The organism is Vibrio sp. SCSIO 43097, from assembly GCF_023650755.1.
Lineage (GTDB): Bacteria > Pseudomonadota > Gammaproteobacteria > Enterobacterales > Vibrionaceae > Vibrio > Vibrio alginolyticus.
Genome location: NZ_CP071840.1, coordinates 3126076 through 3151986 on the forward strand (window position 1 = coordinate 3126076; position 25911 = coordinate 3151986).

Genomic DNA, 25911 nt, shown 5'->3' on the forward strand with positions numbered 1-25911 from the left:
AAAAAGACGCGATATTCGCGTCTTTTCATTTGAAGCGTTTACTTGTTACGCCCAAAGGTCCCATCCGATAAACGGAAAAACATAACGGACCGCCCGCTTTTTTCCAGCTGTAGCATATCTAACTCGCCTTCGTCACTAAGCTTAAAGCGAATCAACTGTCCCTGCTTTATTTGGCTTAGCGGCTTATCACTGCCTTCTATTTTGACCAGAGCGCTAAGATCCGCCATAGAGAGCTGATTACTTCTGAAAACCTGCGCTAATGTATCACCATTTTTAACCGTGTACTCTTTCCAATCTTCAGATTTCGGTCCAGAGTTCTGAGAGGTTCTCTGCTGGCTTAAACTCTGCGCGTTCAGCTCAATCGCTACGCGTTGATGATCGACCTCAGTCTGCTCAACTGGTTGATCTGTTTTATTAGGCAAAGGAATAACAAGGAGTACCAGAATCAATGGCACTAAGACCATCAAAGCACGCTGGTGAAATTTAGGCAGACGCAACCAAAACTGCTTAACAGGCTGTATACGCTCCAACCATTGCTCTTTGTTGAACGGCTGCTTCCAGTCGATAGCAGCGAATTTTTGTTTAACCAATTCGACATAGTCGACTTGCTGCTTTTTCTTTCTGCGACGATTCATTGTAATGAGTCCCTTAATACTTCTACGGCCAGTATAAAAATACCGACGCGGAGAGTATATGTTTTTCACCAAACTAAAATGGAATTGGGATTAAATTAGCAGAAATTTCACTTGGAGTAAGAGATAAGTCACAACCTGGTCGCCTCAATTAAGCATTCAGTCGCAATCATTTAAACCTAAGCTCGAAACTGATATCCTGTTACCTTTATCACTCCTAATAAGAGCGACATTCATGTCTGAAATTAAACTTGAAACTGCAGAACAAAAAGCAAGCTACGGCATTGGTCTGCAAATGGGTCAGCAACTTGCAGGCTCTGGTCTTGAAGGTCTTAGCGTTGATGCTATCGCAGCAGGTATTGCAACAGCACTAACTGGTGACATGCCATCAATCGAAATTGATGAAATCAACAAAGCACTACAAGAACTTCACACTCGTGCAGAAACAGCTCGCCAAGAAGCAGCAAAAATTGCGGCAGCAGAAGGCGAAGCGTTCCTAAAAGACAACGCTCTACGACCTGAAGTTAACGTTCTAGACTCTGGTCTTCAGTACGAAATCATTTCTGAAGGTACTGGTGCAGTTCCTACAGCAGAAAGCTCAGTTCGCGTTCACTACCACGGTGAGCTAACTGACGGTACTGTATTCGATAGCTCTGTATCTCGCGGTCAACCTGCTGAATTCCCTGTTACAGGTGTAATCAAAGGTTGGGTAGAGGCACTACAACTAATGCCTGTTGGCTCTAAGTGGAAGCTATACGTACCACAAGATCTTGCGTACGGTGAGCGTGGCGCTGGTGCGGCTATCCCTCCATTTGCAGCTTTAGTTTTCGAAGTAGAACTATTAGATATTATCTAATTGAAACCATTTTCAATTATGATTAAATAAAACGGCGCACTAGCGCCGTTTTTTTGTCTAAACTGAATAGACTTTCTCACCTCTGAACCTTTCACTCTGATAGCCTTTAAAAATAAAATCACTTTTAAAAAACGCTCAACCTTTGGAGGTACTATGCGTAAAACACTCCTAACTCTAGCACTCCTATCAATCAACATTGGTAGTGCGCACGCATTCTTAGATTCAGTCACTCAAAAAAGTAAAGAAAGTGGCCTGATGGACATGGTCGGCAGCAGCTTGAACACCGAGTCATCTCCATTAACAGACATGCTAACTAGCCAATTACCAGTATCCACTGAGCAAGCAGCCGGAGGCAGTGGTGCGCTACTCGCTTTGGCTCAAAGCCAGCTTTCGCAAGAAAATAGTAGTGAATTACAGTCTTTGATTCCTGGACTTTCAAACTTGCAAGGAGCACAAAGCTTACTAGGAAATATTGAGAATATCAGTGCAGTCAAAAGTGCATTCGATACGTTAGGTTTAGACCCATCTATGATCAGTCAGTTTGCTCCAGTCATCTTGGATTACTTGAACAAGCAAGGCGCTAGCGAAGGGCTTCTAAGTTCGTTGGGCGGATTGTGGAATACTAGTAAATAAGCGTAAGTGATAATCACTTTTTAAATTGCCAGTCTGCATGGGTTGAAATAAATGCAGGCTGGATATAAAGGTTTACTGAATTACAGATACAAAAAAGCCGAGCTAATGCTCGGCTTTCTCGTTCTTACGAACTGATTACTCAGCAGCTTCTTCAGCAGCTGGGCGATCTACAAGCTCAATGTAAGCCATTGGAGCTTTATCACCAGCACGGAAGCCAGCTTTTAGGATACGAGTGTAACCGCCCTGACGAGCAGCAAAACGTGGACCTAGTTCGTTAAATAGTTTTGCAACTACTTCGTTGTCACGAGTACGTGCAAATGCTAGACGACGGTTAGCAACACTGTCAGTCTTAGCTAGTGTAATCAAAGGCTCAACTACGCGACGTAGCTCTTTTGCTTTTGGCAAAGTAGTCTTGATAACTTCATGACGTACTAGAGAGCTAGCCATGTTGCTGAACATCGCTTTGCGATGTGAGCTGTTGCGGTTGAGTTGACGACCACTCTTACGATGGCGCATGACCTAATCCTTCTAACTAGTATCGATTAATCTTCAGCGATTGATGCAGGTGGCCAGTTTTCTAGGCGCATGCCCAGAGACAGACCACGTGACGCAAGTACGTCTTTAATCTCAGTAAGAGACTTTTTACCAAGGTTAGGCGTTTTAAGTAGCTCAACCTCGGTACGTTGTACTAGATCACCGATGTAGTGAATCGCTTCTGCTTTCAGACAGTTAGCAGAGCGAACTGTTAGTTCAAGATCGTCTACAGGACGCAGTAGGATCGGATCGAATTCTGGCTTCTCTTCCTTCTCCTCAGGAACTCGTACATCACGAAGATCTACGAATGCATCCAATTGTTCAGCTAGGATTGTAGCTGCACGACGGATTGCTTCCTCAGGTTCTAGAGTACCGTTTGTTTCCATATCGATAACAAGCTTGTCTAGATCAGTACGCTGTTCTACACGAGCTGCTTCTACAGCGTAGGCAATTTTGTCTACTGGGCTGTAAGTAGCATCTACTAGTAGGCGACCGATAGGACGCTCGTCTTCTTCGTTATGGATACGCGCAGAAGCTGGAACATAACCACGACCACGTTCAACTTTGATACGCATTGCGATCTCAGCGTTGTCATCCGTTAGGTGACAAATTACGTGTTCAGGGTTAGCGATCTCTACATCACCATCATGGGTGATGTCACCTGCAACCACAGGGCCCGAGCCTGATTTGTTCAAAGTAATGAACACTTCATCTTTGCCTTCGGCAACGCGCACAGCCAAACCTTTAAGGTTTAGAAGAATTTCAAGAATATCTTCTTGAACGCCTTCTTTCGTGCTGTACTCATGAAGTACGCCTTCAATTTCTACTTCTGTTACAGCACAACCTGGCATAGAAGATAGAAGGATGCGGCGAAGTGCATTACCCAGAGTATGACCAAAGCCACGCTCTAATGGCTCAAGAGTTACTTTTGCGTGAGTCGAGCTGATTTGTTCGATGTCAACTAGACGTGGCTTAAGAAATTCTGTTACAGAACCCTGCATTGTGTCCTCTCTTTAGTTTAAACCTTACTTAGAGTAAAGCTCGACGATCAATTGTTCGTTGATGTCAGCTGATAGATCAGAACGCTCAGGCATACGCTTGAATGTACCTTCCATCTTGCCACCATCTACTTCAATCCAAGTTGGTTTTTCACGTTGTTCAGCAACTTCTAGAGCAGCTTTGATACGAGCTTGCTGTTTAGCTTTCTCGCGAATAGAAACAACGTCATTAGCCGCTACTTTGAAAGAAGGAACGTTTACAACTTTACCGTTTACTAGGATAGCTTTGTGGCTAACTAGCTGACGTGCTTCTGCGCGAGTTGCGCCAAAGCCCATGCGGTAAACTACGTTATCAAGACGACCTTCAAGAAGCTGAAGTAGGTTTTCACCAGTGTTGCCTTTTAGGCGAGCAGCTTCTTTGTAGTAGTTACGGAATTGTTTTTCTAGAACGCCGTACATACGACGTACTTTTTGCTTCTCACGAAGCTGAACGCCATACTCAGATAGACGACCGCGACGAGCGCCGTGTACACCTGGTGCGTTATCAATTTTACACTTGGTATCGATCGCGCGAACACCAGACTTAAGGAATAAGTCAGTGCCTTCACGACGGCTAAGCTTCAGCTTAGGACCCAAATATCTTGCCATGATTCTTCTCCAATTGTCCTAGAAACGTTATACGCGACGTTTCTTAGGTGGACGACAACCGTTATGAGGGATTGGTGTAGCATCAACGATGTTTGTGATGCGGAAACCAGCGGCGTTTAGTGCACGAACAGTAGATTCGCGACCTGGACCAGGACCCTTAACCATAACTTCCAAGTTCTTTAGGCCGTATTCTTTAGCCATTTCAGCACAACGCTCAGCAGCAACCTGTGCAGCGAACGGAGTAGACTTACGAGAACCACGGAAACCAGAACCACCTGCAGTAGCCCATGCAAGAGCGTTACCTTGACGGTCAGTAATGGTTACGATTGTGTTATTGAAAGAAGCATGGATGTGCGCAACGCCATCTGCAACTTGCTTGCGTACGCGCTTACGAGCGCGAGTTGGTTGTTTAGCCATTGTACTCTACCTTCCCGATTATTTCTTGATCGGCTTACGCGGACCCTTACGGGTGCGAGCGTTGGTTTTAGTACGCTGTCCACGTAGTGGTAGACTGCGACGATGACGAAGACCACGGTAACAGCCAAGGTCCATAAGACGCTTGATGTTCATAGATACTTCACGACGTAGATCACCTTCTACAGTGTACTTAGCTACACCATCACGCAGTTGATCGATCTGCTCTTCAGTTAGTTCACTGATCTTAACATTTTCAGCAATACCCACTTCAGCTAGGATAGCTTGAGAGCGAGTTTTACCGATGCCGTAGATCGCTGTTAGAGCGATTACTGCATGTTTCTGATCAGGAATGTTAATGCCTGCTATACGGGCCATTATTCACTCCTAAGTGTTTCTATAAAAGAATTAGCCGCAGCAAAGCCCGTTATGGATACGCTGCGGAATACTACTTCTTTTGCACGCAAAAGGTAGGCCGAGGAATATACTCGACCCAACCTTCATTTTCAAGTAAAAATTTCTGCTAATTAGCCTTGGCGCTGTTTGTGCTTTGGCTCACTGCAAATCACGCGAACGACACCGTTACGCTTGATTACTTTACAGTTACGGCAGATTTTTTTAACGGAAGCACGAACTTTCATTGCTAAACTCCGTAAATGAAACTGAGTCTACCGCCGGATTAACGGCCGTAGCCTTTCAGATTCGCTTTCTTCAACACAGAATCATACTGTTGAGACATCAGATGAGTCTGTACCTGTGCCATAAAGTCCATAATTACAACAACTACGATTAGTAGCGATGTACCGCCGAAGTAGAAACGTACGTTCCACGCGACCATCATGAACTCGGGAATCAGACAGATAAAGGTAATGTACAGTGCACCAGCAAGGGTTAAACGTGTCATTACTTTATCAATGTATTTCGCTGTCTGCTCACCTGGGCGGATACCGGGTACGAATGCACCAGACTTCTTCAAGTTATCTGCTGTTTCACGCGGGTTGAAAACCAACGCCGTGTAGAAGAAACAGAAGAAGATAATTGCTGCTGCATAAAGCATTACATACAACGGTTGACCTGGGCTAAGAGCCAAAGACACGTCAGTTAACCAACCGAACGCGCTGCTCTCACCGTTTTGACCAAACCACTGAGCCAATGTTCCTGGGAACAAGATAATACTTGATGCAAAAATCGCTGGAATTACACCTGCCATGTTAATTTTAAGAGGCAAGTGCGAGCTTTGCGCAGCAAATACTTTACGACCTTGTTGACGTTTCGCATAGTTAACGACGATTCGGCGTTGACCACGTTCCATGAAAACAACGAAGTAAATTACTGCAAAAGCTAATACCGCGATTAGCAACAGAAGAAGTACATGCAATTCACCTTGACGCGCTTGCTCGATTGTTTGACCGATTGCAGAAGGCAATCCAGCAACAATACCTGCAAAAATCAGTATCGAAATACCGTTACCAATTCCGCGCTCTGTAATTTGTTCACCTAACCACATCAAGAACATGGTACCGGTTACTAAACTTACGGTAGCAATTAGCGTAAACATGGTTTGGTTGATAACAACCAGATTGTCGACCATGTTTGGTAGGCCAGTTGCAATACCTATAGCTTGGAAGGTTGCAAGTACAAGCGTGCCGTAGCGTGTGTATTGGCTTATCTTACGACGGCCTGCTTCACCCTCTTTTTTGAGTTCAGCTAACGCTGGATGAACTACAGTTAGCAATTGGACAACAATAGATGCCGAAATATACGGCATGATGCCCAATGCTAATATAGATGCACGCTCAAGAGCACCACCGGAGAACATGTTAAACATTTCAACGATGGTACCTTTTTGCTGTTCGAACAAATCGGCAAGTACAGCAGCGTCAATACCAGGAATCGGCACAAAAGAGCCGGCTCGGAATACTAAAAGTGCACCAATTACGAATAACAAGCGCGACTTTAGTTCACTTAAGCCGCTCTGAGCACTACGAAAATCTTGTCCTGGTTTCTTAGCCATCTGTACCTCGTTCCTCGAGATTATTCCTCGATTTTACCGCCTGCAGCTTCGATTGCAGCTTTAGCGCCTTTAGTCACACGTAGACCTTTAACAGTCACTGCTTTGTTGATTTCACCAGAAAGAACAACTTTTACAAATTCGATGTTCTTAGTGATGATGTTAGCAGCTTTAAGACTGTTTAGATCAACTACGTCACCAGAAACTTTCGCTAGCTCAGCTAGACGAACTTCAGCAGACACTAGGCTCTTACGAGAAGTGAAACCGAATTTTGGTAGACGTTGTTTCAGAGGCATCTGACCGCCTTCGAAACCTGGACGAACACTGCCGCCAGAACGTGATTTTTGACCTTTGTGACCACGGCCACCAGTTTTACCTAGGCCTGAACCGATACCACGACCTACTCGCTTCGCAGAAGTTTTCGCGCCAGCAGCCGGTGCTAGAGTATTCAAACGCATTCTGATTACTCCTCAACTTTAACCATGTAGTAAACCTTGTTGATCATACCGCGAATACACGGAGTATCTTCAAGTTCTACTGTGTGGTTGATTTTACGAAGACCTAGACCGCGCAAAGTAGCTTTGTGCTTTGGCAGACGACCAATTGAGCTTTTAGTTTGAGTTACTTTAATAGTTGCCATGGTGTTCTTACTCCGAAATAGATTCAACAGTTAGACCACGTTTAGCAGCAACCATTTCTGGTGACTTCATGCTACCTAGTGCATCGATCGTTGCACGAACGATGTTGATAGGGTTCGTAGAACCGTACGCTTTAGATAGTACGTTGTGTACACCAGCAACTTCTAGTACTGCACGCATCGCACCACCTGCGATAACACCAGTACCTTCTGCAGCAGGCTGCATGTAAACTTTAGAGCCCGAATGGCGACCTTTCACTGGGTGGTGAAGAGTGCCTTCGTTTAGAGCGATCGTAGTCATGTTACGACGCGCTTTTTCCATTGCTTTTTGAATCGCTGCAGGTACTTCACGAGCTTTGCCGTAACCGAAACCTACACGACCGTTACCGTCACCAACTACTGTTAGTGCAGTGAAGCTCATGATTCGACCACCTTTAACCGTTTTAGAAACACGGTTAACTGCGATTAGCTTTTCTTGCAAATCATTCGCTTGAACTTGTTGTTCTTTAGCCATCTTCCAACCCTACCTTAGAATTTCAGACCAGCTTCGCGAGCAGATTCTGCTAGCGCCGCTACTCGACCGTGGTATTGGAAACCAGAACGATCAAATGCAACTGCAGTTACGCCCTTCTCTAGAGCGCGCTCAGCAATAGCTTTACCCACTGCTTTAGCTGCATCAACGTTACCAGTGTATTTCACTTGCTCACGGATCGCTTTTTCTACAGTAGAAGCTGCTGCGATAACCTCAGAGCCGTTAGCCGCGATAACCTGTGCGTACACGTGACGAGGAGTACGGTGTACAACTAGGCGAGTCGCACCCAGTTCTGCAATCTTACGACGTGCACGTGTAGCACGACGGATGCGAGATGCTTTCTTATCCATAGTGTTACCTTACTTCTTCTTAGCTTCTTTAGTACGCACATTTTCATCTGCGTAACGAACACCTTTGCCTTTGTATGGCTCAGGCTCACGGTAAGAACGAATGTCAGCCGCAACTTGACCAACTAGTTGCTTGTCAGCACCAGTGATCACGATTTCAGTTTGGCTTGGACATTCAGCTTTAATACCCGCTGGCAACTCGTGCTCAACTGGGTGTGAGAAGCCTAGTGTTAGACCTACAGCGTTGCCTTTGATAGCAGCACGGTAACCTACACCTTTAAGAGTTAGCTTCTTAGTAAAGCCTTCAGTAACACCAACAACCATGTTGTTAACTAGAGCGCGAGCAGTACCTGCTTGAGCCCATGCGTTAGCAACACCTTCTTTAGGACCGAAAGTCAGGTTATTTTCTTCCTGAGCGATTACAACTGCGTTGTTAAGAACGCGAGTTAGTTCGCCTTTCGCACCTTTTACAGTGATTTCTTGGCCGTTTAGTTTCACCTCTACGCCAGCTGGAATAGCGACAGGTGCTTTTGCAACACGAGACATAGTCTACTCCTTATTAAGCTACGTAAGCGATGATTTCACCACCAAGACCTGCTTTACGTGCAGCGCGGTCTGACATAAGACCCTTGGAAGTAGAAACGATAGCAATACCAAGACCACCCATTACAGAAGGAAGTTCATCTTTCTTCTTGTAAACACGTAGACCTGGACGAGAAACACGTTTAAGTTGCTCGATTACTGGTTTAGCTTGGAAGTACTTAAGTGTAACTTCTAGCTCAGGTTTTGCTTCGCCTTCAACAGCGAAGTCAACGATGTAACCTTCAGCTTTTAGTAGTGCAGCAATTGCAACTTTAAGCTTTGAAGAAGGCATTTTTACAGCAACTTTGTTTGCTGCCTGACCGTTACGAACACGGGTCAGCATATCCGAAATCGGATCTTGCATGCTCATATGATTTACTCCAAATGATTAAGTGGCAATTACCAGCTAGCCTTACGAAGACCCGGAATCTCGCCTTTCATGCAAGCTTCACGAACCTTAATACGGCTTAGACCGAACTTACGTAGGTAACCGTGTGGACGACCAGTTTGGTTGCAACGGTTGCGCTGACGTGATGCACTTGAATCACGTGGAAGAGATTGCAGTGTAAGAACCGCGTTCCAACGATCTTCTTCAGATGCGTTTACATCGCTGATGATAGCTTTTAGCGCTGCACGCTTTTCAGCGAACTTAGCTACTAGCTTCGCACGTTTTGCTTCACGTGCTTTCATTGAATTTTTAGCCATAACAGTAACCCTTCACCTTACTTACGGAATGGGAAGTTAAAGGCAGCCAGCAGAGCACGGCCTTCCTCATCAGTACCAGCAGACGTCGTAATAGTGATGTCTAGACCGCGTACTCGATCAACTTTATCAAAGTCGATTTCCGGGAAGATGATTTGCTCGCGAACGCCCATGCTGTAGTTACCGCGACCGTCAAAAGACTTAGCGCTAACACCACGGAAGTCACGTACACGTGGAAGAGCGATGTTAATTAAACGCTCAAGAAAATCCCACATACGTTCGCCACGCAAGGTTACTTTACAACCGATAGGGTAGCCTTCACGGATTTTGAAACCTGCAACAGATTTGCGCGCTTTTGTGATAAGTGGCTTTTGACCAGAGATCGTTGCCATATCAGACGCTGCATTTTCTAGCAGTTTCTTATCGTTGATTGCTTCACCAACACCCATGTTTAGGGTGATTTTCTCGATTCTAGGGACTTGCATGACGCTTGTGTAACCGAACTGTTTGGTCAGTTCAGCGACTACAGACGACTTGTAGTAATCATGCAGTTTCGCCATAGTAGAACTCCAAATTACTTCTATTAGTTAGAAACGGTTTCGCCGTTAGACTTGAAGAAACGAACTTTTTTGCCGTCTTCAAAACGGAAACCGATACGGTCAGCTTTACCAGTAGCTGCGTTAAAGATAGCCACGTTAGAAACGTCGATAGCTGCTTCTTGCTCTACGATACCGCCTTGGATACCCATAGCTGGAACAGGTTTCTGATGTTTCTTAACTAGGTTGATACCTTCAACGATAACTTTACCAGTTGCTAGAACCTTAGTTACTTTACCTTTCTTGCCTTTGTCTTTACCAGCAAGAACGATTACTTCGTCATTACGACGGATTTTAGCTGCCATTTCTACGTGCTCCTTACAGAACTTCTGGAGCCAGTGAAACGATCTTCATGAACTTATCGCCACGAAGTTCGCGTGTCACAGGACCAAAGATACGTGTACCGATTGGTTGCTCAGTATTGTCGTTTAGCAATACGCAAGCATTTCGGTCGAAGCGAATGACAGAACCGTCAGGACGACGTACGCCTTTACGGGTGCGCACTACCACCGCCTTCAGAACATCACCTTTTTTAACTTTACCGCGAGGGATTGCTTCCTTCACAGTAACTTTGATGACGTCACCGATATGTGCATAACGGCGGTGAGAGCCACCCAGAACCTTAATACACATTACGCTGCGTGCGCCTGAGTTATCAGCTGCGTCCAGCATACTTTGCATTTGGATCATGTTAGTGCTCCGCTAAATATTAATAACTAGACCCATCACGGGTCGGGCTGCCTCTTTAAAAGGGACGCGAATTGTACCACCCTTTTTTGTGATTGGGTAGTCAAAAAATAAACGGCTCCAAAAATATTTTGGAGCCGCTTTAGTTTCATAGAATTAACGAGATTAAATCTTCGCCTTTTCTAGAACTTTTACCAAAGTCCAAGACTTAGTCTTAGACAGTGGACGACACTCTGCGATTTCAACTGTGTCGCCTAGGCCACACTCGTTGTTCTCGTCATGTGCGTGTACTTTAGTCGTACGTTTTACGTATTTACCGTAGATTGGGTGTTTTACGAAACGTTCGATAGCAACAGTGATAGACTTGTCCATCTTGTCGCTAACAACACGACCTTGTTGAGTACGTTTTACTTCGCTCATTATGCGCCTGCCTTCTCAGTCAAAACAGTTTTCACACGTGCGATATCACGGCGTACAGCTTTCAGAGTATGAGTTTGCTGTAGTTGACCAGTCGCAGCTTGCATGCGCAAGTTGAACTGTTCGCGTAGCAAATTCATTAGCTCAGCGTTAAGCTCTTCAACGCTTTTCTCGCGTAGATCTTGTGCTTTCATCACATCACCTGCTTAGTTACAAATGTAGTTTTGAAAGGCAGTTTACGTGCCGCAAGACGGAACGCTTCACGTGCCAATTCTTCAGGTACACCACCCATTTCGTACATAACCTTACCAGGTTGGATTTGGGCTACCCAGTACTCAACGTTACCTTTACCCTTACCTTGACGAACTTCAAGTGGTTTTTCTGTGATTGGTTTGTCTGGGAACACACGGATCCAGATTTTACCTTGACGCTTAACGTGACGTGTCATTGCACGACGTGCCGCTTCGATTTGACGAGCAGTTAGACGACCACGGCCAACAGCTTTAAGACCGAATTCGCCGAAGCTTACATCAGTACCTTTAGCTAGACCACGGTTACGACCAGTCTGAACCTTACGGAACTTAGTACGTTTAGGTTGTAGCATCTGTCGACTCCTTACTTACGGCCTTTACGCTGCTTCTTAGGCTTGTCGCCTTTAGGCTCTACAGCGTTAGCTGCTGGCATACCACCTAGGATTTCACCTTTGAAGATCCAAGTTTTAATGCCGATCACACCGTATTGAGTGTGAGCCGAAGAAGTTGCGTAATCAATGTCAGCACGTAGAGTGTGTAGAGGCACACGGCCTTCACGGTACCACTCTGAACGTGCGATTTCAGCGCCGCCTAGACGACCGCTTACTTCCACTTTGATACCTTTAGCGCCTAGGCGCATTGCGTTCTGTACTGCGCGCTTCATAGCACGACGGAACATAACACGACGCTCTAGCTGAGACGCGATGCTGTCACCAACAAGTTGCGCATCTAGTTCAGGCTTACGTACTTCAGCGATGTTAATTTGCGCTGGTACACCTGCAATTTTAGCTACAGCTGCGCGTAGCTTCTCAACGTCTTCACCTTTCTTACCGATAACAACGCCTGGACGAGCAGTGTGAATAGTCACACGGATGCTCTTAGCAGGACGCTCGATAACGATACGTGATAGAGACGCTTTTTTCAGTTCACTTGTAAGGAACTGACGTACCTTGAAGTCGCCGTCTAGGTTGTCAGCGAAATCTTTGGTGTTAGCAAACCATGTAGCATTCCAAGGCTTAACGATGCCTAGACGAATACCATTTGGATGTACTTTTTGACCCATTGCTTACTCTCCTAGTCTCTAGCGATCTGCTACAACAACAGTGATGTGGCTTGAACGCTTCAAGATACGATCCGCACGACCTTTAGCACGAGGCATAATACGCTTCATGGTTGGGCCTTCATCTACAAAGATTTTTGCGACATTCAGATCGTCAATATCTGCACCTTCGTTGTGCTCCGCGTTAGCGATAGCAGACTCTAGAACTTTCTTAACTAGTGCAGCAGCTTTTTTGTTGCTGAACGTTAGGATTTCTAGAGCTTGGTCAACAGATTTACCACGGATTAGATCCGCAACTAAGCGAGCTTTCTGAGGCGAAATGCGAGCAAAGTTATGTTTAGCAATTGCTTCCATTATCTACTCCTTAGCGCTTCTTAGCTTTCTTATCCGCAGCGTGACCGCGGTAAGTACGTGTTGGTGCGAATTCACCCAGTTTGTGACCGATCATTTCATCAGTTACAAATACTGGTACGTGCTGACGACCATTATGGACAGCGATGGTCAAACCGATCATCGTAGGGATGATCATTGAACGACGGGACCAAGTCTTAATAGGCTTTTTGTCTCCGCTTTCCACCGCTTTCTCTACCTTCTTCAGCAAGTGTAGGTCAATAAAAGGACCTTTCTTGAGAGAACGTGGCATGGCGATTCCTCTTTATATAGATTACTTGTTACGACGACGTACGATGTACTTGTCAGTGCGTTTGTTCTTACGAGTCTTGAAGCCTTTAGTAGGCATACCCCAAGGAGATACTGGGTGACGACCACCAGAAGTACGACCTTCACCACCACCATGTGGGTGGTCAATCGGGTTCATTACAACACCACGAACCGTTGGACGGATACCGCGATGACGTGATGCACCTGCTTTACCAAGTTCACGTAGCATGTGCTCAGAGTTACCAACTTCACCGATTGTTGCACGGCCTTCAGAAAGAACTTTGCGCATCTCGCCAGAACGTAGACGGATAGTTACGTACGCACCGTCGCGAGCAACGATTTGAGCGTAAGCACCAGCCGAACGAGCTAGCTGACCACCTTTACCAGGCTTAAGTTCAACGTTATGTACTGTTGAACCTACTGGGATATTACGCATTGGTAGAGTGTTACCAGCTTTGATTGGTGCATCAACACCAGACTGAATAACATCACCAGCTACAACACCTTTAGGTGCTAGGATGTAGCGACGCTCACCGTCTTTGTAAAGAACTAGAGCAATGTTTGCGCTACGGTTTGGATCGTATTCAAGACGCTCAACTGTCGCTGGAATACCATCTTTAGTACGTTTGAAGTCAACTACACGGTAGTGGTGCTTGTGACCACCGCCGATGTGACGTACTGTGATACGACCCTTGTTGTTACGACCACCGTTCTTAGAGTTTTTCTCTAGAAGAGGTGCGTATGGCTTGCCCTTGTGTAGGTCAGCGTTAACAACTTTAACAACGTGACGACGACCAGGGGAAGTCGGCTTACATTTAACAATAGCCATTTTTAACTACTCCTGTTATTCCGCGCCGCCAACGAAGTCAAGATCTTGACCTTCTTTCAAAGTAACGTACGCTTTCTTAACGTCGCTGCGGCGACCTTGGCGTAGACCTTGACGTTTGGTCTTACCCTTAGTGATAAGAGTATTTACAGACTTAACTTCAACTTCAAATAGCTTTTCTACAGCTGCTTTGATCTCTTTTTTAGTCGCATCTTTAGCTACTTTGAAAACGATAGTGTTCGCTTTCTCAGCTGCCATAGTTGCTTTTTCAGAGATGTGCGGTGCACGTAGAACTTTTAGGATACGCTCTTCAGTGATCATGCTAGCATTTCCTCTACTTGCTTAACTGCTTCTGCAGTCATTACAACTTTGTCAAACGCGATTAGAGATACTGGATCGATACCAGCAACATCACGTGCGTCAACTTTGTATAGGTTACGAGCAGCTAGGAATAGATTCTCATCTACTTCGCTAGTCACGATTAGAGCGTCAGTTAGCTCAAGCTCTTTAAGCTTAGCAACTAGCTCTTTAGTCTTTGGTGCTTCAACTGAGAAGTTATCAACAACGATTAGACGCTCTTGACGAACAAGCTCAGAAAGAATGCTCTTCATAGCACCACGGTACATTTTTTTGTTTACTTTTTGGCTGTGATCTTGTGGTTTCGCAGCAAAAGTAACACCACCTGTACGCCAGATTGGGCTACGGATTGTACCAGCACGCGCACGGCCAGTACCTTTTTGACGCCATGGCTTAGCGCCACCGCCAGAAACTTCTGAACGTGTTTTTTGAGCACGAGTACCTTGACGAGCACCTGCTGCGTACGCAACAACTACTTGGTGTACAAGAGCTTCGTTAAACTCACGTCCGAAAGTAGTTTCGGAAACAGTTAGTGCATCGGCACCTTTAACCATTAGTTCCATTACTTACTCCTGAGACGTTATGCTTTAACAGCTGGTTTAACGATCACGTTGCCGCCAGTTGCGCCTGGGACTGCACCTTTAATAAGAAGCAGGTTGCGCTCAGCGTCAACACGTACGATCTCTAGGTTTTGAGTCGTTACACGCTCAGCACCCATGTGACCTGCCATTTTCTTGCCTTTAAATACGCGACCTGGAGTCTGACATTGACCGATAGAACCAGGAGCACGGTGAGACAATGAGTTACCGTGAGTCATATCTTGAGTACGGAAGTTCCAACGCTTAACAGCGCCTTGGAAACCTTTACCCTTAGATGTACCAGTAACGTCTACTTTCTTAGTTTCGTTGAATAGTTCAACAGTTAGTTCTGAACCAACTTCGAACTCTTCGCCGTTTTCTAAACGGAATTCCCAAAGACCGCGACCAGCTTCAACGCCAGCTTTAGCAAAGTGACCTGCTTCAGCTTTGTTTACACGGTTAGCTTTCTTAGAACCAGCTGTAACCTGGATTGCTGCGTAGCCGTCAGTTTCAAGAGTTTTCACTTGAGAAACACGGTTAGCTTCAACCTCAACAACTGTTACTGGGATAGAAACGCCTTCTTCAGTAAATACGCGGGTCATGCCCACTTTACGACCGATTAGACCAATCATACTTCTAATCTCCCTTAACCTAGGCTAATTTGAACGTCAACGCCCGCAGCAAGGTCTAGACGCATTAGAGCATCAACAGTCTTGTCTGTTGGCTCAACGATGTCGATTAGACGCTTGTGAGTACGGATTTCGTACTGGTCACGTGCTTTCTTGTTAACGTGTGGAGAGATAAGAACTGTGAAACGCTCTTTACGAGTTGGCAGTGGGATTGGACCACGAACCTGTGCGCCAGTGCGCTTAGCTGTTTCAACGATTTCCGCTGTAGAAGCATCGATTAGTTTGTAATCGAAAGCTTTTAGGCGGATACGGATACGTTGGTTCTGCATGAGACAGAGCTCCAAATTTAATAAATTACACAAACAATATCGCCACTCAAACTCGTCAAGACGAGAGAATGCCGATTGATTTATGTGAAACCGTAGCATCCAAGATTAGGACGCATTGTCAGTTAATTTTCGATTAACTATCCCTATATGCCAAAGTCACCTTTGAGGATAGTTTTTCCGAAGAAAAGATAGCTAATTGTATTAACCGCGAACATAAGCTGAGTATACATTACCTCACAAATCCTTAGATTTGCTCGCTCCTCACTGCTCATTGGTTCACAACTGGCTTAACCAGTGCGCTGCATTATACAGATCACACTTTAGGTTGCAAGCGCTGAGTGAAAAATAATCGGGAATATTCCAAACCCTATACATCCCTCTTCGCTTGGTAGCCATTAAACAAAAAGGACGCCGAAGCGTCCTTTTCTAAACTGTAATCGTAATAGCGGCTGCTATTATTTCTTACCGCTTGATAGTGCACCGAAACGCTTGTTGAAGCGATCAACACGGCCGCCTGTATCAACGATACGTTGCTTACCAGTGTAGAATGGGTGACACTTGTCACATACGTCTAGGTGGATAGACTCTTTACCTAGAGTAGAGTTGAACTCAAAAGAGTTGCCGCAAGAACAAGTCGCTTTTACTGCTTTGTATTCTGGGTGGATACCAGCTTTCATGGGATAACCTCAATAGTAGGCCGTGTCGCTATACGAATCTAAGCCGCACACCACACGCAATTAATAATAAAATGGGATACCGCATCAACTAATTGCCGAAGCCATATCTCAAGGCGCGATATAGTAAAGAATCACATTGTTCGGATCAACACATTTGGCAACTTTTTCGCCACTTTTTTAGCCAGACTAATCATAGAGGCACGATTCACGCTGAATCACATAGCTTTACTCGAATTTCCATACCGATTTTAATAGACTCTCATTTCCTTTCCCTCTTTTTAATAGCTAAGAATTTATGCGTCCAACCATTGCTAGAGTGGCATTACCCGTTCCGCTCGACAAACAATTTGATTACGCCATTCCGGGGCACCTGTTTCCGATCATTGGTGGACGCGTTTCCGTGCCTTTTGGACGCCAAACCTTAGTCGGCATCGTCACCGCAATGGTTAATCACTCGGACTTTCCCAAAGATCAACTCAAGCCAATCAAAGCAGTTCTTGATTCTCAGCCGATATGGTCTGAAAAGCTTTATTCGTTGCTGACTTGGTGCAGCCAGTTCTACCAATACCCACTTGGAGATACGCTACACAATGCGATGCCAGCAGCTCTACGTAAAGGAAAGCCTGCAGATTTTGCGACGCTACAAGAGTGGCAAATTACCGAATCCGGTAAAGACAAGCTGATGCAAGGGCTTGATCGTCGAGCGGTCAAACAACAGAAGGTCTTGCAAATGTTGGTTAACGGCGCTTTGCCTCACCAGGAATTTGTCGACCAAGAGATAGCCTCAACAGTACTAAAGTCTTTAGAAGAGAAAGGCTGGATTGAACGTATCGAGAAGAAGCCTGTAATCACCCAGTGGGGACAGCACGTTGAATGCGACGTCGAGAAGCCAAAGCTCAACCACGAACAAGCGCTGGCTATTGCAAGTGTAAATAGCCAAACAGGCTTTGCTTGCTATTTATTAGAGGGAGTAACTGGCTCTGGTAAAACCGAAGTTTACTTAAACCTTATCAAGCCAGTTTTAGAGCAAGGGAAACAAGCCTTGGTTTTAGTACCAGAGATTGGCTTAACGCCCCAAACCATCAACCGCTTTAAACGCCGTTTTAATGTGCCAGTTGACGTCATCCACTCCGGGTTAAACGAGACGGAGCGTCTGAATGCGTGGCTTTCTGCACGCGACAAAGCGGCCGGAATCATTATCGGCACACGCTCTGCCCTACTCGCGCCTTTTGCTGATCTCGGGATTATCATTGTGGACGAGGAACATGACACCTCTTACAAACAGCAAGATAGCTTGCGTTATCATGCACGCGATGTTGCTGTAATGCGCGCTCATAAAGAACAAGTTCCGATTGTTCTGGGCTCAGCCACACCTGCACTGGAGACATTGCACAATGCCTTGTCAGGCAAATATCACCATTTAACACTAACCCAACGAGCTGGCTCTGCCGTGCCAACCACTAATAAAGTGTTAGATGTAAAAGGTCAGTATTTAGAAAGTGGCTTATCTGCCCAACTGATTGCCGAGATGCGCAAGCATTTAAAAGCGGGCAATCAAGTAATGTTGTTTCTTAACCGCCGAGGCTTTTCGCCCGCTTTGATGTGCCATGAATGCGGTTGGATTGCAGAATGTAAACGTTGTGATGCGTACTATACGTTCCACCATTACAGCAACGAAATACGCTGCCATCACTGCGGCTCACAACAACCGGTAATTCATCAATGTCAGGGGTGTGGTTCAACTCAACTGGTTACCGTCGGCGTAGGAACGGAACAACTCGAACAACAATTGGCTCAGTTATTTCCAGAATACAACGCCATTCGCATCGACAGAGACAGCACACGTCGCAAAGGTAGTTTGGAAGATGCCCTTGAATCGATTCGTAAAGGTGAACATCAAATTCTGATTGGCACCCAAATGCTGGCTAAGGGGCACCATTTTCCAAATGTAACACTCGTTGCTCTTTTGGATGTTGATGGCTCTCTCTATAGTAGTGACTTCCGCGCTTCCGAGCGACTAGCGCAGTTGTTTATTCAAGTCGCAGGTCGTGCCGGCCGCGCAAGTAAACCTGGCGAGGTTATCCTACAAACCCACCATCCTGAGCACAGCTTGCTGCAGGCCCTACTTCAAAAAGACTATCGCCACTTTGCTATGACTGCTCTGGAAGAACGCAAACTGGCTCAGCTTCCGCCTTATAGTTTCTTGACTCTGTTTAAAGCAGAGGCGAACCAAAGTGAGGTAGTTGAAGACTTCCTGCGTCAGGTTCGCTTTACGTTAGAGTCACACCCTCTGTTCGATGATTCCTGCATGGTGTTAGGCCCAACTCCTTCACCTTTGGCCAAGCGGGCTGGTAAATACCGTTGGCAACTATTACTGCAAACTCAGCATCGTTCATTGATGCAAAAGTTATTAACCAGTGCCAAACCTGCTATTGAGTTGTTGCCAAATGCTAAGAAAGTGCGCTGGAATTTAGACATAGAACCACAAGATCTCAGCTAGCAAACGTTTAACTATGTAATGAATTACCATTTAATGTGACCAGGATCACGCCAAGATTGCAATTTTTGTTAAACAGACCGTAACTTTCACTTTAGAAATGAATAGACTATCCAAATTAGAAAAGTCTAAAGTGACTTGTTTGCACAGGCTTAGATTAAAACAATGACTATTCCCACAAATTGATATCGCGGTGAAGAATCCATTTTCCCACTCGTTAACACGAACTGAGCGAAGAGCAAACACAGCTCTAACTCGGTTTGATTACTCTGATTTCAAACCGGAATAACGTCATCTTGGCAAAAAATAAATGAGAGGTTAAAAACTATGGCGACAATGAAGGATGTTGCCCAGCTTGCGGGAGTGTCTACGGCTACGGTATCTCGAGCCTTAATGAATCCAGAGAAAGTCTCTTCTTCTACAAGAAAGAGAGTAGAAGATGCCGTACTTGAAGCGGGTTATTCTCCAAACTCATTAGCGCGTAACTTACGTAGAAACGAATCAAAAACCATTGTTACTATCGTTCCCGACATCTGTGATCCTTATTTTTCTGAAATTATTCGCGGTATTGAAGATGCAGCCATGGAACATGGCTATCTAGTCCTGTTGGGTGATAGCGGACAACAGAAGAAACGCGAAAGCTCTTTCGTTAACCTCGTATTTACTAAGCAGGCAGATGGAATGCTACTGCTTGGTACAGATCTACCATTCGATGTCAGTAAGCCAGAGCAAAAGAACTTACCTCCGATGGTAATGGCGTGTGAATTTGCGCCTGAACTCGAGCTTCCGACAGTACATATTGATAACCTGACCTCAGCATTTGAAGCGGTGAATTACCTGACCCAATTAGGTCATAAACGCATTGCTCAAATCTCTGGACCAGATACAGCAATATTGTGTCAATTCCGCCAGCAAGGCTACCAACAAGCCCTGCGCCGTGCCGGCATCAATAAAGATCCGCAATATAGTGTCATTACTGAGTTCTCTTTTGATGGCGGAGCAAAAGCCGTTCGTAAACTGCTCGAATTGCCAGAACCACCAACGGCTATTTTCTGTCACTGTGACACAATGGCCATCGGCGCAATTCAAGAAGCGAAAAAGCTTGGCTTACGAGTACCGCAAGATCTCTCTGTTGTGGGCTTTGATGACATTAACTTCGCTCAGTACTGCGATCCACCGTTGACCACCATCTCTCAACCTCGCTATGAGATTGGTCGACAAGCGATGCTAATGATGCTCGAGATGTTAAAAGGCCACGACGTGCATTCAGGCTCACGTCTGCTTGAAACTAATCTCGTCATTCGTGGAAGTGCAGCGCCACCACAGCGCCCTTAACCTAAAGATTAGGTATTCATCCCCAAAGCGGTGCTAAGGCGCCGCTTTTTTTATTTACCCCTCCTGCTTTTTGTGTATCCCTGAATAAATGTAAGTGAGAACGGAAACACACTCCTACACTCGGGCGTTGTCGCGCTTTAGCTATCAAGATTCTATCAATAGGGTGTTTTCTCAACTCGTTCTGGATTAACATATTTGCAAGAATCCTTGATGACCAGAAATAACCGTGGCAAATAGAGATTATGTAAGACGAGGGCGAGGCGCCCCAAAAAAGTCGACAAAAAAACAGCCGCCGAAAAGAAAAAAACCTTGGCGCAGTGGCCTGCTCGCTATCTTGCTCGTGGGCGGTTTTGGCTATGGTCTTTACCTTTTGAGTAGTGACCCAGAACCTAAACAACCAGTCGTGAAGCAGCCAACAACCACTGTAAGCAAACCAAAGCCGAAAAAAGACTTGCCGCCACCACCAGAAGAAAAATGGGAATATGTTGAGTCACTACCGAAACGTGAAGTTGAAGTTGTGGCCAAAGAAATTGAAGTTTCTAAAATTCCTTACATCATGCAGTGTGGCGCGTACAAAACCCAGGCACAAGCCGAAGAGCGTAAGCTTGCAATCGCGTTCCAAGGGATGTCGAGCAAGATTCGTAAGAAAGAAGGCAGTTCATGGTATCGCGTGGTGCTAGGTCCGTATAAGTTCAAACGTGATGCAGAACGTGACCGTCATAAACTGCAACGCGCGAAAATCGAGCCGTGTGCGATTTGGAAAGAAAATCTTTAAACTCAGGCCCTAGGAGCTAAGATCCTAGGGCCTTTCTTTTTGCCCCCTTGAATCCCCATTTCTCCTCCCCCATATACTGAATTAAATCCAAAGAGAAATAATCAAGAGGTCGACTGTGACTACCATTGTATCTGTACGTCGAAATAATAAAGTCGTCATCGCGGGTGATGGCCAAGTATCTCTAGGCAATACCGTAATGAAAGGTAATGCGCGCAAAGTTCGCCGCCTATACAACAACCAAGTACTAGCGGGCTTTGCCGGCGGTACTGCGGATGCCTTCACCCTTTTTGAGCGCTTCGAAAGCAAACTGCAAATGCACCAAGGTCACCTAACCAAAGCGGCAGTTGAGCTAGCCAAAGACTGGCGTAGCGATCGTGCTCTGCGCAAGCTCGAAGCCTTACTTGCCGTTGCCGACGAAACCGCATCGTTAATCATTACCGGTAATGGTGATGTCGTACAGCCAGAACACGACCTGATTGCGATTGGCTCTGGTGGTGCTTACGCACAAGCTGCCGCAACCGCCCTACTAGAAAACACAGATCTAGATGCTCGTGAGATCGCGGAAAAAGCTCTCAATATCGCGGGTGATATTTGTGTCTTCACTAACCATCACCACACGGTAGAAGAGCTAGACTCAACAGTAGAGCCTGAAAAACCAACCGCGTAATCGTAACGAAGTAAGGAAAGAATATGTCTGAAATGACGCCTCGCGAAATCGTTCATGAATTGAACCGCCACATTATCGGTCAAGAAAAAGCCAAGCGTTCGGTTGCGATTGCACTTCGTAACCGCTGGCGCCGCATGCAGCTTGAAGAAAGCTTGCGTGCCGAAGTGACGCCAAAAAACATCTTGATGATTGGCCCTACTGGTGTTGGTAAGACTGAAATCGCACGACGCCTCGCAAAACTGGCAAATGCCCCTTTCATCAAAGTTGAAGCGACAAAATTCACCGAAGTGGGTTACGTTGGTAAAGAAGTTGAAACCATCATCCGTGACCTAACAGATGTCGCTGTGAAAATGACGCATCAACAAGCGATGGAGAAAGTGAAATTCCGAGCAGAAGAGCAAGCGGAAGAACGCATTCTTGATGCGCTACTGCCACCAGCACGTGATAGCTGGGGTCAAGCAGAGCAAACGGAAGAGTCTTCTCACACTCGCCAGATCTTCCGTAAGAAACTGCGTGAAGGCCAACTAGACGATAAAGAAATTGAAATCGACGTAGCCGCACCGCAGATGGGCGTAGAGATCATGGCGCCTCCTGGTATGGAAGAGATGACTAACCAGCTGCAAGGCATGTTCCAAAACCTGGCAGGCGACACTAAGAAAAAACGTAAGCTGAAAATCAAAGACGCAATGAAAGCGTTAGCGGAAGAAGAAGCGGCGAAACTGGTAAACCAAGAAGAGCTAAAAGAAGCAGCGATTTTCAACGTTGAAAACAACGGCATCGTATTTATCGATGAGATCGACAAGATCTGTAAACGCGGCGAGAGCTCAGGCCCAGACGTTTCACGCGAAGGTGTTCAGCGCGACCTACTTCCATTGATTGAAGGCAGCACGGTATCAACCAAGCACGGCATGGTAAAAACAGACCACATTCTGTTTGTTGCATCTGGTGCATTCCAAGTGGCAAAACCATCTGACTTGATCCCAGAATTGCAAGGTCGTCTACCGATTCGTGTTGAGCTAGAAGCACTAAGCAGCAACGACTTCAAACGCATTCTGACAGAACCAAAAGCCTCTCTAACAGAGCAGTACGTTGCGTTGATGAAAACGGAAGATGTGGACATCGAATTCACAGAAGACGGCATCACGCAAATCGCGGAAGCGGCATGGACGGTCAACGAAAGCACAGAAAACATCGGTGCTCGTCGCTTACACACCGTAATGGAACGCTTGATGGATGAAATCTCTTACGACGCAGCGGAGCAATCTGGCGCTAAATTCGTTATTGATTCCGCTTATGTGAAAGAGCGCCTAGGCGACACGATTGAAGATGAAGATCTAAGCCGCTTTATTCTTTAACCGCAATCTATCCCACCAAAGCCCAGAACCTTGTTTCTGGGCTCGTTGTTCAGAATGACGGTGACTTTGACAACATCTAAATCAAAAGCTCTCGTCATTCTAGCGAGCTCAAGCGAGACTAAGAATCTGGTAACAACAGACGCCTACTCTTCCTCGTTCACCTTAATCACCGCACAATCGGACGATAGATTCTGAATCACACTCGTTCCTCGCTGTTCAGAATGACGGTGACTTAGACGACATCTAAATCAAAAGGTCTGGTCATTCTAGCGAGCTTAAGCGAGACTAAGAATCTGCTAACAGCAAACGCCTTTCTTTCCCCACTCGCCTTCACCACCGCACAATCGGATGATAGATTCTGAATCACCTCGTTCCTCGTTGTTCAGAATGACGGTGACTTAGACAACATCTAGACCAAAAGCTCTCGTCATTCTAGCGAGCTCAAGCGAGACTAAGAATCGGCTAACAGCAGACGCCTATTCTTTCCCACTCACCTTCACCACCGCACAATCGGATGATCGATTCTGAATCACACTCGTTGTTCAGAATGACGGTGACTTTGACAACATCTAAATCAAAAGACCTCGTCATTTTAGCGAGCTCAAGCGAGACTAAGAATCGGCTAACAGCAGACGCCTATTCTTTCCAACTCACCTTAACCACGGCACTATTGGGACGATAGATTCTGAATAACCCTTTGACTTCTAGTTGAGTTGTTTTAGGTCAATAGCGTATCTGCCTCTTTGTGCTTATACTGGGCACATTGGTTACTAGCACGAAATTTCCATGAAACAATCTCTACAGATCTGGCTTGAAGCCGCTCGTCCAAAAACGTTACCTCTGGCATTGGTCTCTATCTTAACAGGTAGCGTGCTCGCCTACTCGGCGGGTCATTTCTCACTGACGATTGCCATCATGGCTTTCGTAACCGCGACATTGCTGCAAATTCTGTCCAACCTGGCAAACGACTATGGCGATGCCGTTCAAGGTACAGATAACGACAAACGCCTCGGCCCATTACGAGCGATGCAGTCTGGCGCGGTAAGTGCCAAACAGATGAAACAGGCGATTATCTTTAACATCGTTCTGACCGCCATTTCAGGCTTGGTGTTGGTTTTCTATTCACTAAGTTCACTGGAAAGCATTGTCACTTTTATCGGGCTGGGAATTTTGGCCATTCTCGCAGCCATTGCTTATACCATGGGTAGCAAACCATACGGTTACGTGGGGCTTGGCGATATATCAGTGTTCTTGTTTTTTGGTCTACTCGGCGTATCCGGTACCTACTTCTTGCATACTGGTCACGTAGACACCACGCTATTCTTACCTGCTTTAGGCTGCGGTTTACTCGCCGTTGCAGTCCTCAATATCAACAATATGCGTGATATAGAGAACGACCGAGAGTGTGGTAAACGCACGGTGGCGGTACGCTTAGGTCAACGTAAAGCCAAACAGTACCACTTTATTTTACTTGGCGGAGCTATCCTTGCCTTTGCGGCTTACTTGTTAATTCAAGACAAACCCGTTTGGATTAGCTTGCCATTCTTACTTAGTATTTATTTCGTGGCCGATCATGGTAAAGCGGTTTGGCATACACAAAAGCCTGCTCAAATAGCACCAATGATGCCAGTCATCGTGAAATGCTCTCTAGTCACCAACGTTTTGTTTGCAACAATTGTGGTAGCTCAAACTCTAGTAAGTTAAAAAAGGATTGTCATTGCATTGACTTAATGCCTAGATATACTCAAAGACAACCAATTTCTGTTTAGAAAGGTACGCTATGGAATACAATACCTCAGCACTCTGTGATATCTACCTCGATCAGGTAGATGTGGTTGAACCAATGTTCAGTAACTTTGGCGGTCGCGCTTCATTTGCCGGGCAAATCACCACCATCAAGTGTTTTGAAGATAATTCGTTGATCCGCGAGACATTAGAGCAAGATGGACTTGGTCGCGTTTTGTTAATTGACGGTGGCGGTTCCCTACGTAAAGCCCTTATCGATGCAGAAATCGCAACCATTGCGGAAGAAAACGAGTGGGAAGGCATTGTCGTTTACGGCTGTGTTCGTGAAGTAGATGAACTTGAAGATATGAACTTAGGCATTCAAGCCCTCGCTTCTATTCCTGTTGGAGCGACAAGTCAGGGTATTGGCGAATTGGATGTACCAGTCAACTTTGGCGGCGTCAGCTTCTTACCTGAAGATTATATTTATGCTGATAGCACCGGAATTATCCTGTCGCCTGAACCATTGAATATTGATTTAGAGTTGGATGAAGAAGCATAGCGAGTCTTAGGTGTCTAAGTTATAGGGTCTTCTCTTAGCTATCAGCGCCTAGCCTTGTCTTAACATTTTCTACTTCCCTAAAACACAAACACCCGCTTAGCGCGGGTGTTTTTAATTTGGAATGAAGAAGCTGAATTATTCCACTTCGTCCATTTTGCCAAGTAGTGCACGAATGCGCTCTTGCCATTGTGCGTGCTCTTGCTGTGCTTGTTGTGCTTTTTGCTCTAGCTCTTCACGTTGAGAGCGAAGCTCGTTCGCTTCTTCCGCAAGTTTAGCTTTATCTTCTTTCAGCTCTTCGACTTCCATCTGAAGAAGAGTGATTGTGTCAACTGCAGTTTGAATTTTAGATTCTAGTTGTTCTAGTACTTCAAAAGACATCTTGGCCTACCTATGTTATTCCGT

At 45.7% G+C, this 25911-nt stretch carries 40 protein-coding genes; 9 read left to right on the forward strand and 31 right to left on the reverse strand.

Features of this window, described 5'->3' with window-relative positions; all coding sequences use genetic code 11:
• Positions 1-38: 38 nt before the first annotated feature.
• Positions 39-635 carry a LysM-like peptidoglycan-binding domain-containing protein gene (locus J4N40_RS14990; RefSeq protein WP_017820296.1) on the reverse strand — a complete coding sequence of 199 codons (597 nt, stop codon included), beginning with the start codon at positions 633-635 and terminating at the stop codon, positions 39-41.
• A gap of 232 nt (positions 636-867) precedes the next feature.
• Here J4N40_RS14990 and bamJ point away from each other — a divergent pair, with 232 nt between their 5' ends.
• Complete coding sequence (bamJ, locus tag J4N40_RS14995; RefSeq protein WP_250654300.1) at positions 868-1488, forward strand: BamJ family beta-barrel-assembly machinery protein; 621 nt, start codon at positions 868-870, stop codon at positions 1486-1488.
• A gap of 153 nt (positions 1489-1641) precedes the next feature.
• Positions 1642-2121 (forward strand): DUF2780 domain-containing protein, encoded by a 480-nt coding sequence (locus tag J4N40_RS15000; RefSeq protein ID WP_017820297.1) that lies wholly within the window; start codon positions 1642-1644, stop codon positions 2119-2121.
• 135 nt (positions 2122-2256) lie between these two features.
• Here J4N40_RS15000 and rplQ read toward each other — a convergent pair whose 3' ends face one another.
• The 29 genes from rplQ to rpmE form a co-directional block, all read right to left on the reverse strand.
• Positions 2257-2637: a 50S ribosomal protein L17 gene (rplQ, locus tag J4N40_RS15005; protein WP_005383141.1), complete on the reverse strand. Its 381-nt coding sequence runs from the start codon at positions 2635-2637 to the stop codon at positions 2257-2259.
• 26 nt (positions 2638-2663) lie between these two features.
• Positions 2664-3656 carry a DNA-directed RNA polymerase subunit alpha gene (locus J4N40_RS15010; RefSeq protein WP_005383143.1) on the reverse strand — a complete coding sequence of 331 codons (993 nt, stop codon included), beginning with the start codon at positions 3654-3656 and terminating at the stop codon, positions 2664-2666.
• A 24-nt stretch (positions 3657-3680) separates the two neighbouring features.
• Positions 3681-4301 (reverse strand): 30S ribosomal protein S4, encoded by a 621-nt coding sequence (rpsD, locus tag J4N40_RS15015; RefSeq protein ID WP_005383146.1) that lies wholly within the window; start codon positions 4299-4301, stop codon positions 3681-3683.
• Positions 4302-4328: 27 nt separating this feature from the next.
• Positions 4329-4718: a 30S ribosomal protein S11 gene (rpsK, locus tag J4N40_RS15020; protein ID WP_001118870.1), complete on the reverse strand. Its 390-nt coding sequence runs from the start codon at positions 4716-4718 to the stop codon at positions 4329-4331.
• Positions 4719-4736: 18 nt separating this feature from the next.
• The gene (gene rpsM / locus J4N40_RS15025; protein WP_005383154.1) at positions 4737-5093 is read right to left on the reverse strand and encodes a 30S ribosomal protein S13; all 357 of its coding nucleotides are present in this window, start codon (positions 5091-5093) and stop codon (positions 4737-4739) included.
• 149 nt (positions 5094-5242) lie between these two features.
• On the reverse strand, positions 5243-5356 hold the full coding sequence (gene rpmJ / locus J4N40_RS15030) for a 50S ribosomal protein L36 (protein WP_000868186.1): 114 nt from the start codon (positions 5354-5356) through the stop codon (positions 5243-5245).
• 38 nt (positions 5357-5394) lie between these two features.
• On the reverse strand, positions 5395-6729 hold the full coding sequence (gene secY, locus J4N40_RS15035) for a preprotein translocase subunit SecY (protein ID WP_005379562.1): 1335 nt from the start codon (positions 6727-6729) through the stop codon (positions 5395-5397).
• Positions 6730-6749: 20 nt separating this feature from the next.
• The gene (rplO, locus tag J4N40_RS15040) at positions 6750-7184 is read right to left on the reverse strand and encodes a 50S ribosomal protein L15 (protein WP_005383155.1); all 435 of its coding nucleotides are present in this window, start codon (positions 7182-7184) and stop codon (positions 6750-6752) included.
• A gap of 5 nt (positions 7185-7189) precedes the next feature.
• A complete protein-coding gene (rpmD, locus tag J4N40_RS15045; RefSeq protein ID WP_005379565.1) occupies positions 7190-7366 on the reverse strand; it encodes a 50S ribosomal protein L30 in 177 nt (58 codons plus the stop codon).
• Positions 7367-7373: 7 nt separating this feature from the next.
• A complete protein-coding gene (gene rpsE / locus J4N40_RS15050; protein WP_004745894.1) occupies positions 7374-7877 on the reverse strand; it encodes a 30S ribosomal protein S5 in 504 nt (167 codons plus the stop codon).
• Between the two features lie 14 nt (positions 7878-7891).
• Positions 7892-8245 (reverse strand): 50S ribosomal protein L18, encoded by a 354-nt coding sequence (gene rplR, locus J4N40_RS15055; protein ID WP_005379568.1) that lies wholly within the window; start codon positions 8243-8245, stop codon positions 7892-7894.
• 9 nt (positions 8246-8254) lie between these two features.
• Entirely contained in the window at positions 8255-8788 is a 534-nt protein-coding gene (gene rplF / locus J4N40_RS15060) for a 50S ribosomal protein L6 (RefSeq protein WP_005379570.1), read from the reverse strand.
• A 13-nt stretch (positions 8789-8801) separates the two neighbouring features.
• Complete coding sequence (rpsH, locus tag J4N40_RS15065) at positions 8802-9194, reverse strand: 30S ribosomal protein S8 (RefSeq protein WP_005379572.1); 393 nt, start codon at positions 9192-9194, stop codon at positions 8802-8804.
• Positions 9195-9223: 29 nt separating this feature from the next.
• Positions 9224-9529 (reverse strand): 30S ribosomal protein S14, encoded by a 306-nt coding sequence (gene rpsN, locus J4N40_RS15070; RefSeq protein WP_004410442.1) that lies wholly within the window; start codon positions 9527-9529, stop codon positions 9224-9226.
• A 17-nt stretch (positions 9530-9546) separates the two neighbouring features.
• On the reverse strand, positions 9547-10086 hold the full coding sequence (rplE, locus tag J4N40_RS15075) for a 50S ribosomal protein L5 (protein ID WP_005379573.1): 540 nt from the start codon (positions 10084-10086) through the stop codon (positions 9547-9549).
• Positions 10087-10109: 23 nt separating this feature from the next.
• Entirely contained in the window at positions 10110-10427 is a 318-nt protein-coding gene (gene rplX / locus J4N40_RS15080) for a 50S ribosomal protein L24 (protein WP_005379574.1), read from the reverse strand.
• Positions 10428-10440: 13 nt separating this feature from the next.
• Positions 10441-10812 (reverse strand): 50S ribosomal protein L14, encoded by a 372-nt coding sequence (gene rplN, locus J4N40_RS15085; RefSeq protein WP_004410450.1) that lies wholly within the window; start codon positions 10810-10812, stop codon positions 10441-10443.
• 162 nt (positions 10813-10974) lie between these two features.
• On the reverse strand, positions 10975-11229 hold the full coding sequence (gene rpsQ, locus J4N40_RS15090; RefSeq protein WP_005379575.1) for a 30S ribosomal protein S17: 255 nt from the start codon (positions 11227-11229) through the stop codon (positions 10975-10977).
• The gene (gene rpmC / locus J4N40_RS15095) at positions 11229-11420 is read right to left on the reverse strand and encodes a 50S ribosomal protein L29 (protein WP_005379576.1); all 192 of its coding nucleotides are present in this window, start codon (positions 11418-11420) and stop codon (positions 11229-11231) included. The genes rpsQ and rpmC overlap by 1 nt, the downstream gene beginning before the upstream one ends.
• Positions 11420-11830 carry a 50S ribosomal protein L16 gene (gene rplP / locus J4N40_RS15100; protein ID WP_005379577.1) on the reverse strand — a complete coding sequence of 137 codons (411 nt, stop codon included), beginning with the start codon at positions 11828-11830 and terminating at the stop codon, positions 11420-11422. Before rplP ends, rpmC begins: the two co-directional genes overlap by 1 nt.
• An 11-nt stretch (positions 11831-11841) precedes the next feature.
• Positions 11842-12540 (reverse strand): 30S ribosomal protein S3, encoded by a 699-nt coding sequence (gene rpsC, locus J4N40_RS15105; protein ID WP_005383161.1) that lies wholly within the window; start codon positions 12538-12540, stop codon positions 11842-11844.
• 18 nt (positions 12541-12558) lie between these two features.
• Entirely contained in the window at positions 12559-12891 is a 333-nt protein-coding gene (gene rplV / locus J4N40_RS15110; RefSeq protein ID WP_005383164.1) for a 50S ribosomal protein L22, read from the reverse strand.
• Positions 12892-12901: 10 nt separating this feature from the next.
• Positions 12902-13180 carry a 30S ribosomal protein S19 gene (gene rpsS, locus J4N40_RS15115; protein WP_004394525.1) on the reverse strand — a complete coding sequence of 93 codons (279 nt, stop codon included), beginning with the start codon at positions 13178-13180 and terminating at the stop codon, positions 12902-12904.
• 21 nt (positions 13181-13201) lie between these two features.
• The gene (gene rplB / locus J4N40_RS15120; protein WP_005383168.1) at positions 13202-14026 is read right to left on the reverse strand and encodes a 50S ribosomal protein L2; all 825 of its coding nucleotides are present in this window, start codon (positions 14024-14026) and stop codon (positions 13202-13204) included.
• Between the two features lie 15 nt (positions 14027-14041).
• A complete protein-coding gene (gene rplW, locus J4N40_RS15125; RefSeq protein ID WP_004398471.1) occupies positions 14042-14344 on the reverse strand; it encodes a 50S ribosomal protein L23 in 303 nt (100 codons plus the stop codon).
• A complete protein-coding gene (rplD, locus tag J4N40_RS15130) occupies positions 14341-14943 on the reverse strand; it encodes a 50S ribosomal protein L4 (protein ID WP_005379556.1) in 603 nt (200 codons plus the stop codon). Before rplD ends, rplW begins: the two co-directional genes overlap by 4 nt.
• 17 nt (positions 14944-14960) lie before the next feature.
• On the reverse strand, positions 14961-15590 hold the full coding sequence (rplC, locus tag J4N40_RS15135; protein ID WP_005379555.1) for a 50S ribosomal protein L3: 630 nt from the start codon (positions 15588-15590) through the stop codon (positions 14961-14963).
• A gap of 14 nt (positions 15591-15604) precedes the next feature.
• Positions 15605-15916, reverse strand: coding sequence for a 30S ribosomal protein S10 (gene rpsJ, locus J4N40_RS15140; protein ID WP_004410492.1), 312 nt, complete (start codon positions 15914-15916; stop codon positions 15605-15607).
• A gap of 455 nt (positions 15917-16371) precedes the next feature.
• A complete protein-coding gene (gene rpmE, locus J4N40_RS15145; protein WP_005379546.1) occupies positions 16372-16593 on the reverse strand; it encodes a 50S ribosomal protein L31 in 222 nt (73 codons plus the stop codon).
• 295 nt (positions 16594-16888) lie between these two features.
• Here rpmE and priA point away from each other — a divergent pair, with 295 nt between their 5' ends.
• The 7 genes from priA to rraA all read left to right on the forward strand — a co-directional run bounded on the left by priA (position 16889) and on the right by rraA (position 25509).
• A complete protein-coding gene (gene priA, locus J4N40_RS15150; RefSeq protein ID WP_132936724.1) occupies positions 16889-19093 on the forward strand; it encodes a primosomal protein N' in 2205 nt (734 codons plus the stop codon).
• Between the two features lie 324 nt (positions 19094-19417).
• Complete coding sequence (cytR, locus tag J4N40_RS15155; RefSeq protein WP_005379543.1) at positions 19418-20425, forward strand: DNA-binding transcriptional regulator CytR; 1008 nt, start codon at positions 19418-19420, stop codon at positions 20423-20425.
• Between the two features lie 226 nt (positions 20426-20651).
• The gene (gene ftsN / locus J4N40_RS15160; RefSeq protein ID WP_047101882.1) at positions 20652-21200 is read left to right on the forward strand and encodes a cell division protein FtsN; all 549 of its coding nucleotides are present in this window, start codon (positions 20652-20654) and stop codon (positions 21198-21200) included.
• 115 nt (positions 21201-21315) lie between these two features.
• Positions 21316-21867 (forward strand): ATP-dependent protease subunit HslV, encoded by a 552-nt coding sequence (gene hslV, locus J4N40_RS15165; RefSeq protein WP_005383176.1) that lies wholly within the window; start codon positions 21316-21318, stop codon positions 21865-21867.
• Positions 21868-21890: 23 nt separating this feature from the next.
• Complete coding sequence (hslU, locus tag J4N40_RS15170; RefSeq protein ID WP_005397950.1) at positions 21891-23222, forward strand: ATP-dependent protease ATPase subunit HslU; 1332 nt, start codon at positions 21891-21893, stop codon at positions 23220-23222.
• 786 nt (positions 23223-24008) lie between these two features.
• Positions 24009-24926, forward strand: coding sequence for a 1,4-dihydroxy-2-naphthoate polyprenyltransferase (locus J4N40_RS15175; RefSeq protein ID WP_005383178.1), 918 nt, complete (start codon positions 24009-24011; stop codon positions 24924-24926).
• Between the two features lie 76 nt (positions 24927-25002).
• A complete protein-coding gene (rraA, locus tag J4N40_RS15180; RefSeq protein ID WP_005379537.1) occupies positions 25003-25509 on the forward strand; it encodes a ribonuclease E activity regulator RraA in 507 nt (168 codons plus the stop codon).
• Positions 25510-25644: 135 nt separating this feature from the next.
• Here the strand turns inward: rraA and zapB are convergent, their stop codons facing one another.
• A complete protein-coding gene (zapB, locus tag J4N40_RS15185; RefSeq protein WP_005379536.1) occupies positions 25645-25887 on the reverse strand; it encodes a cell division protein ZapB in 243 nt (80 codons plus the stop codon).
• Positions 25888-25911: the final 24 nt, after the last annotated feature.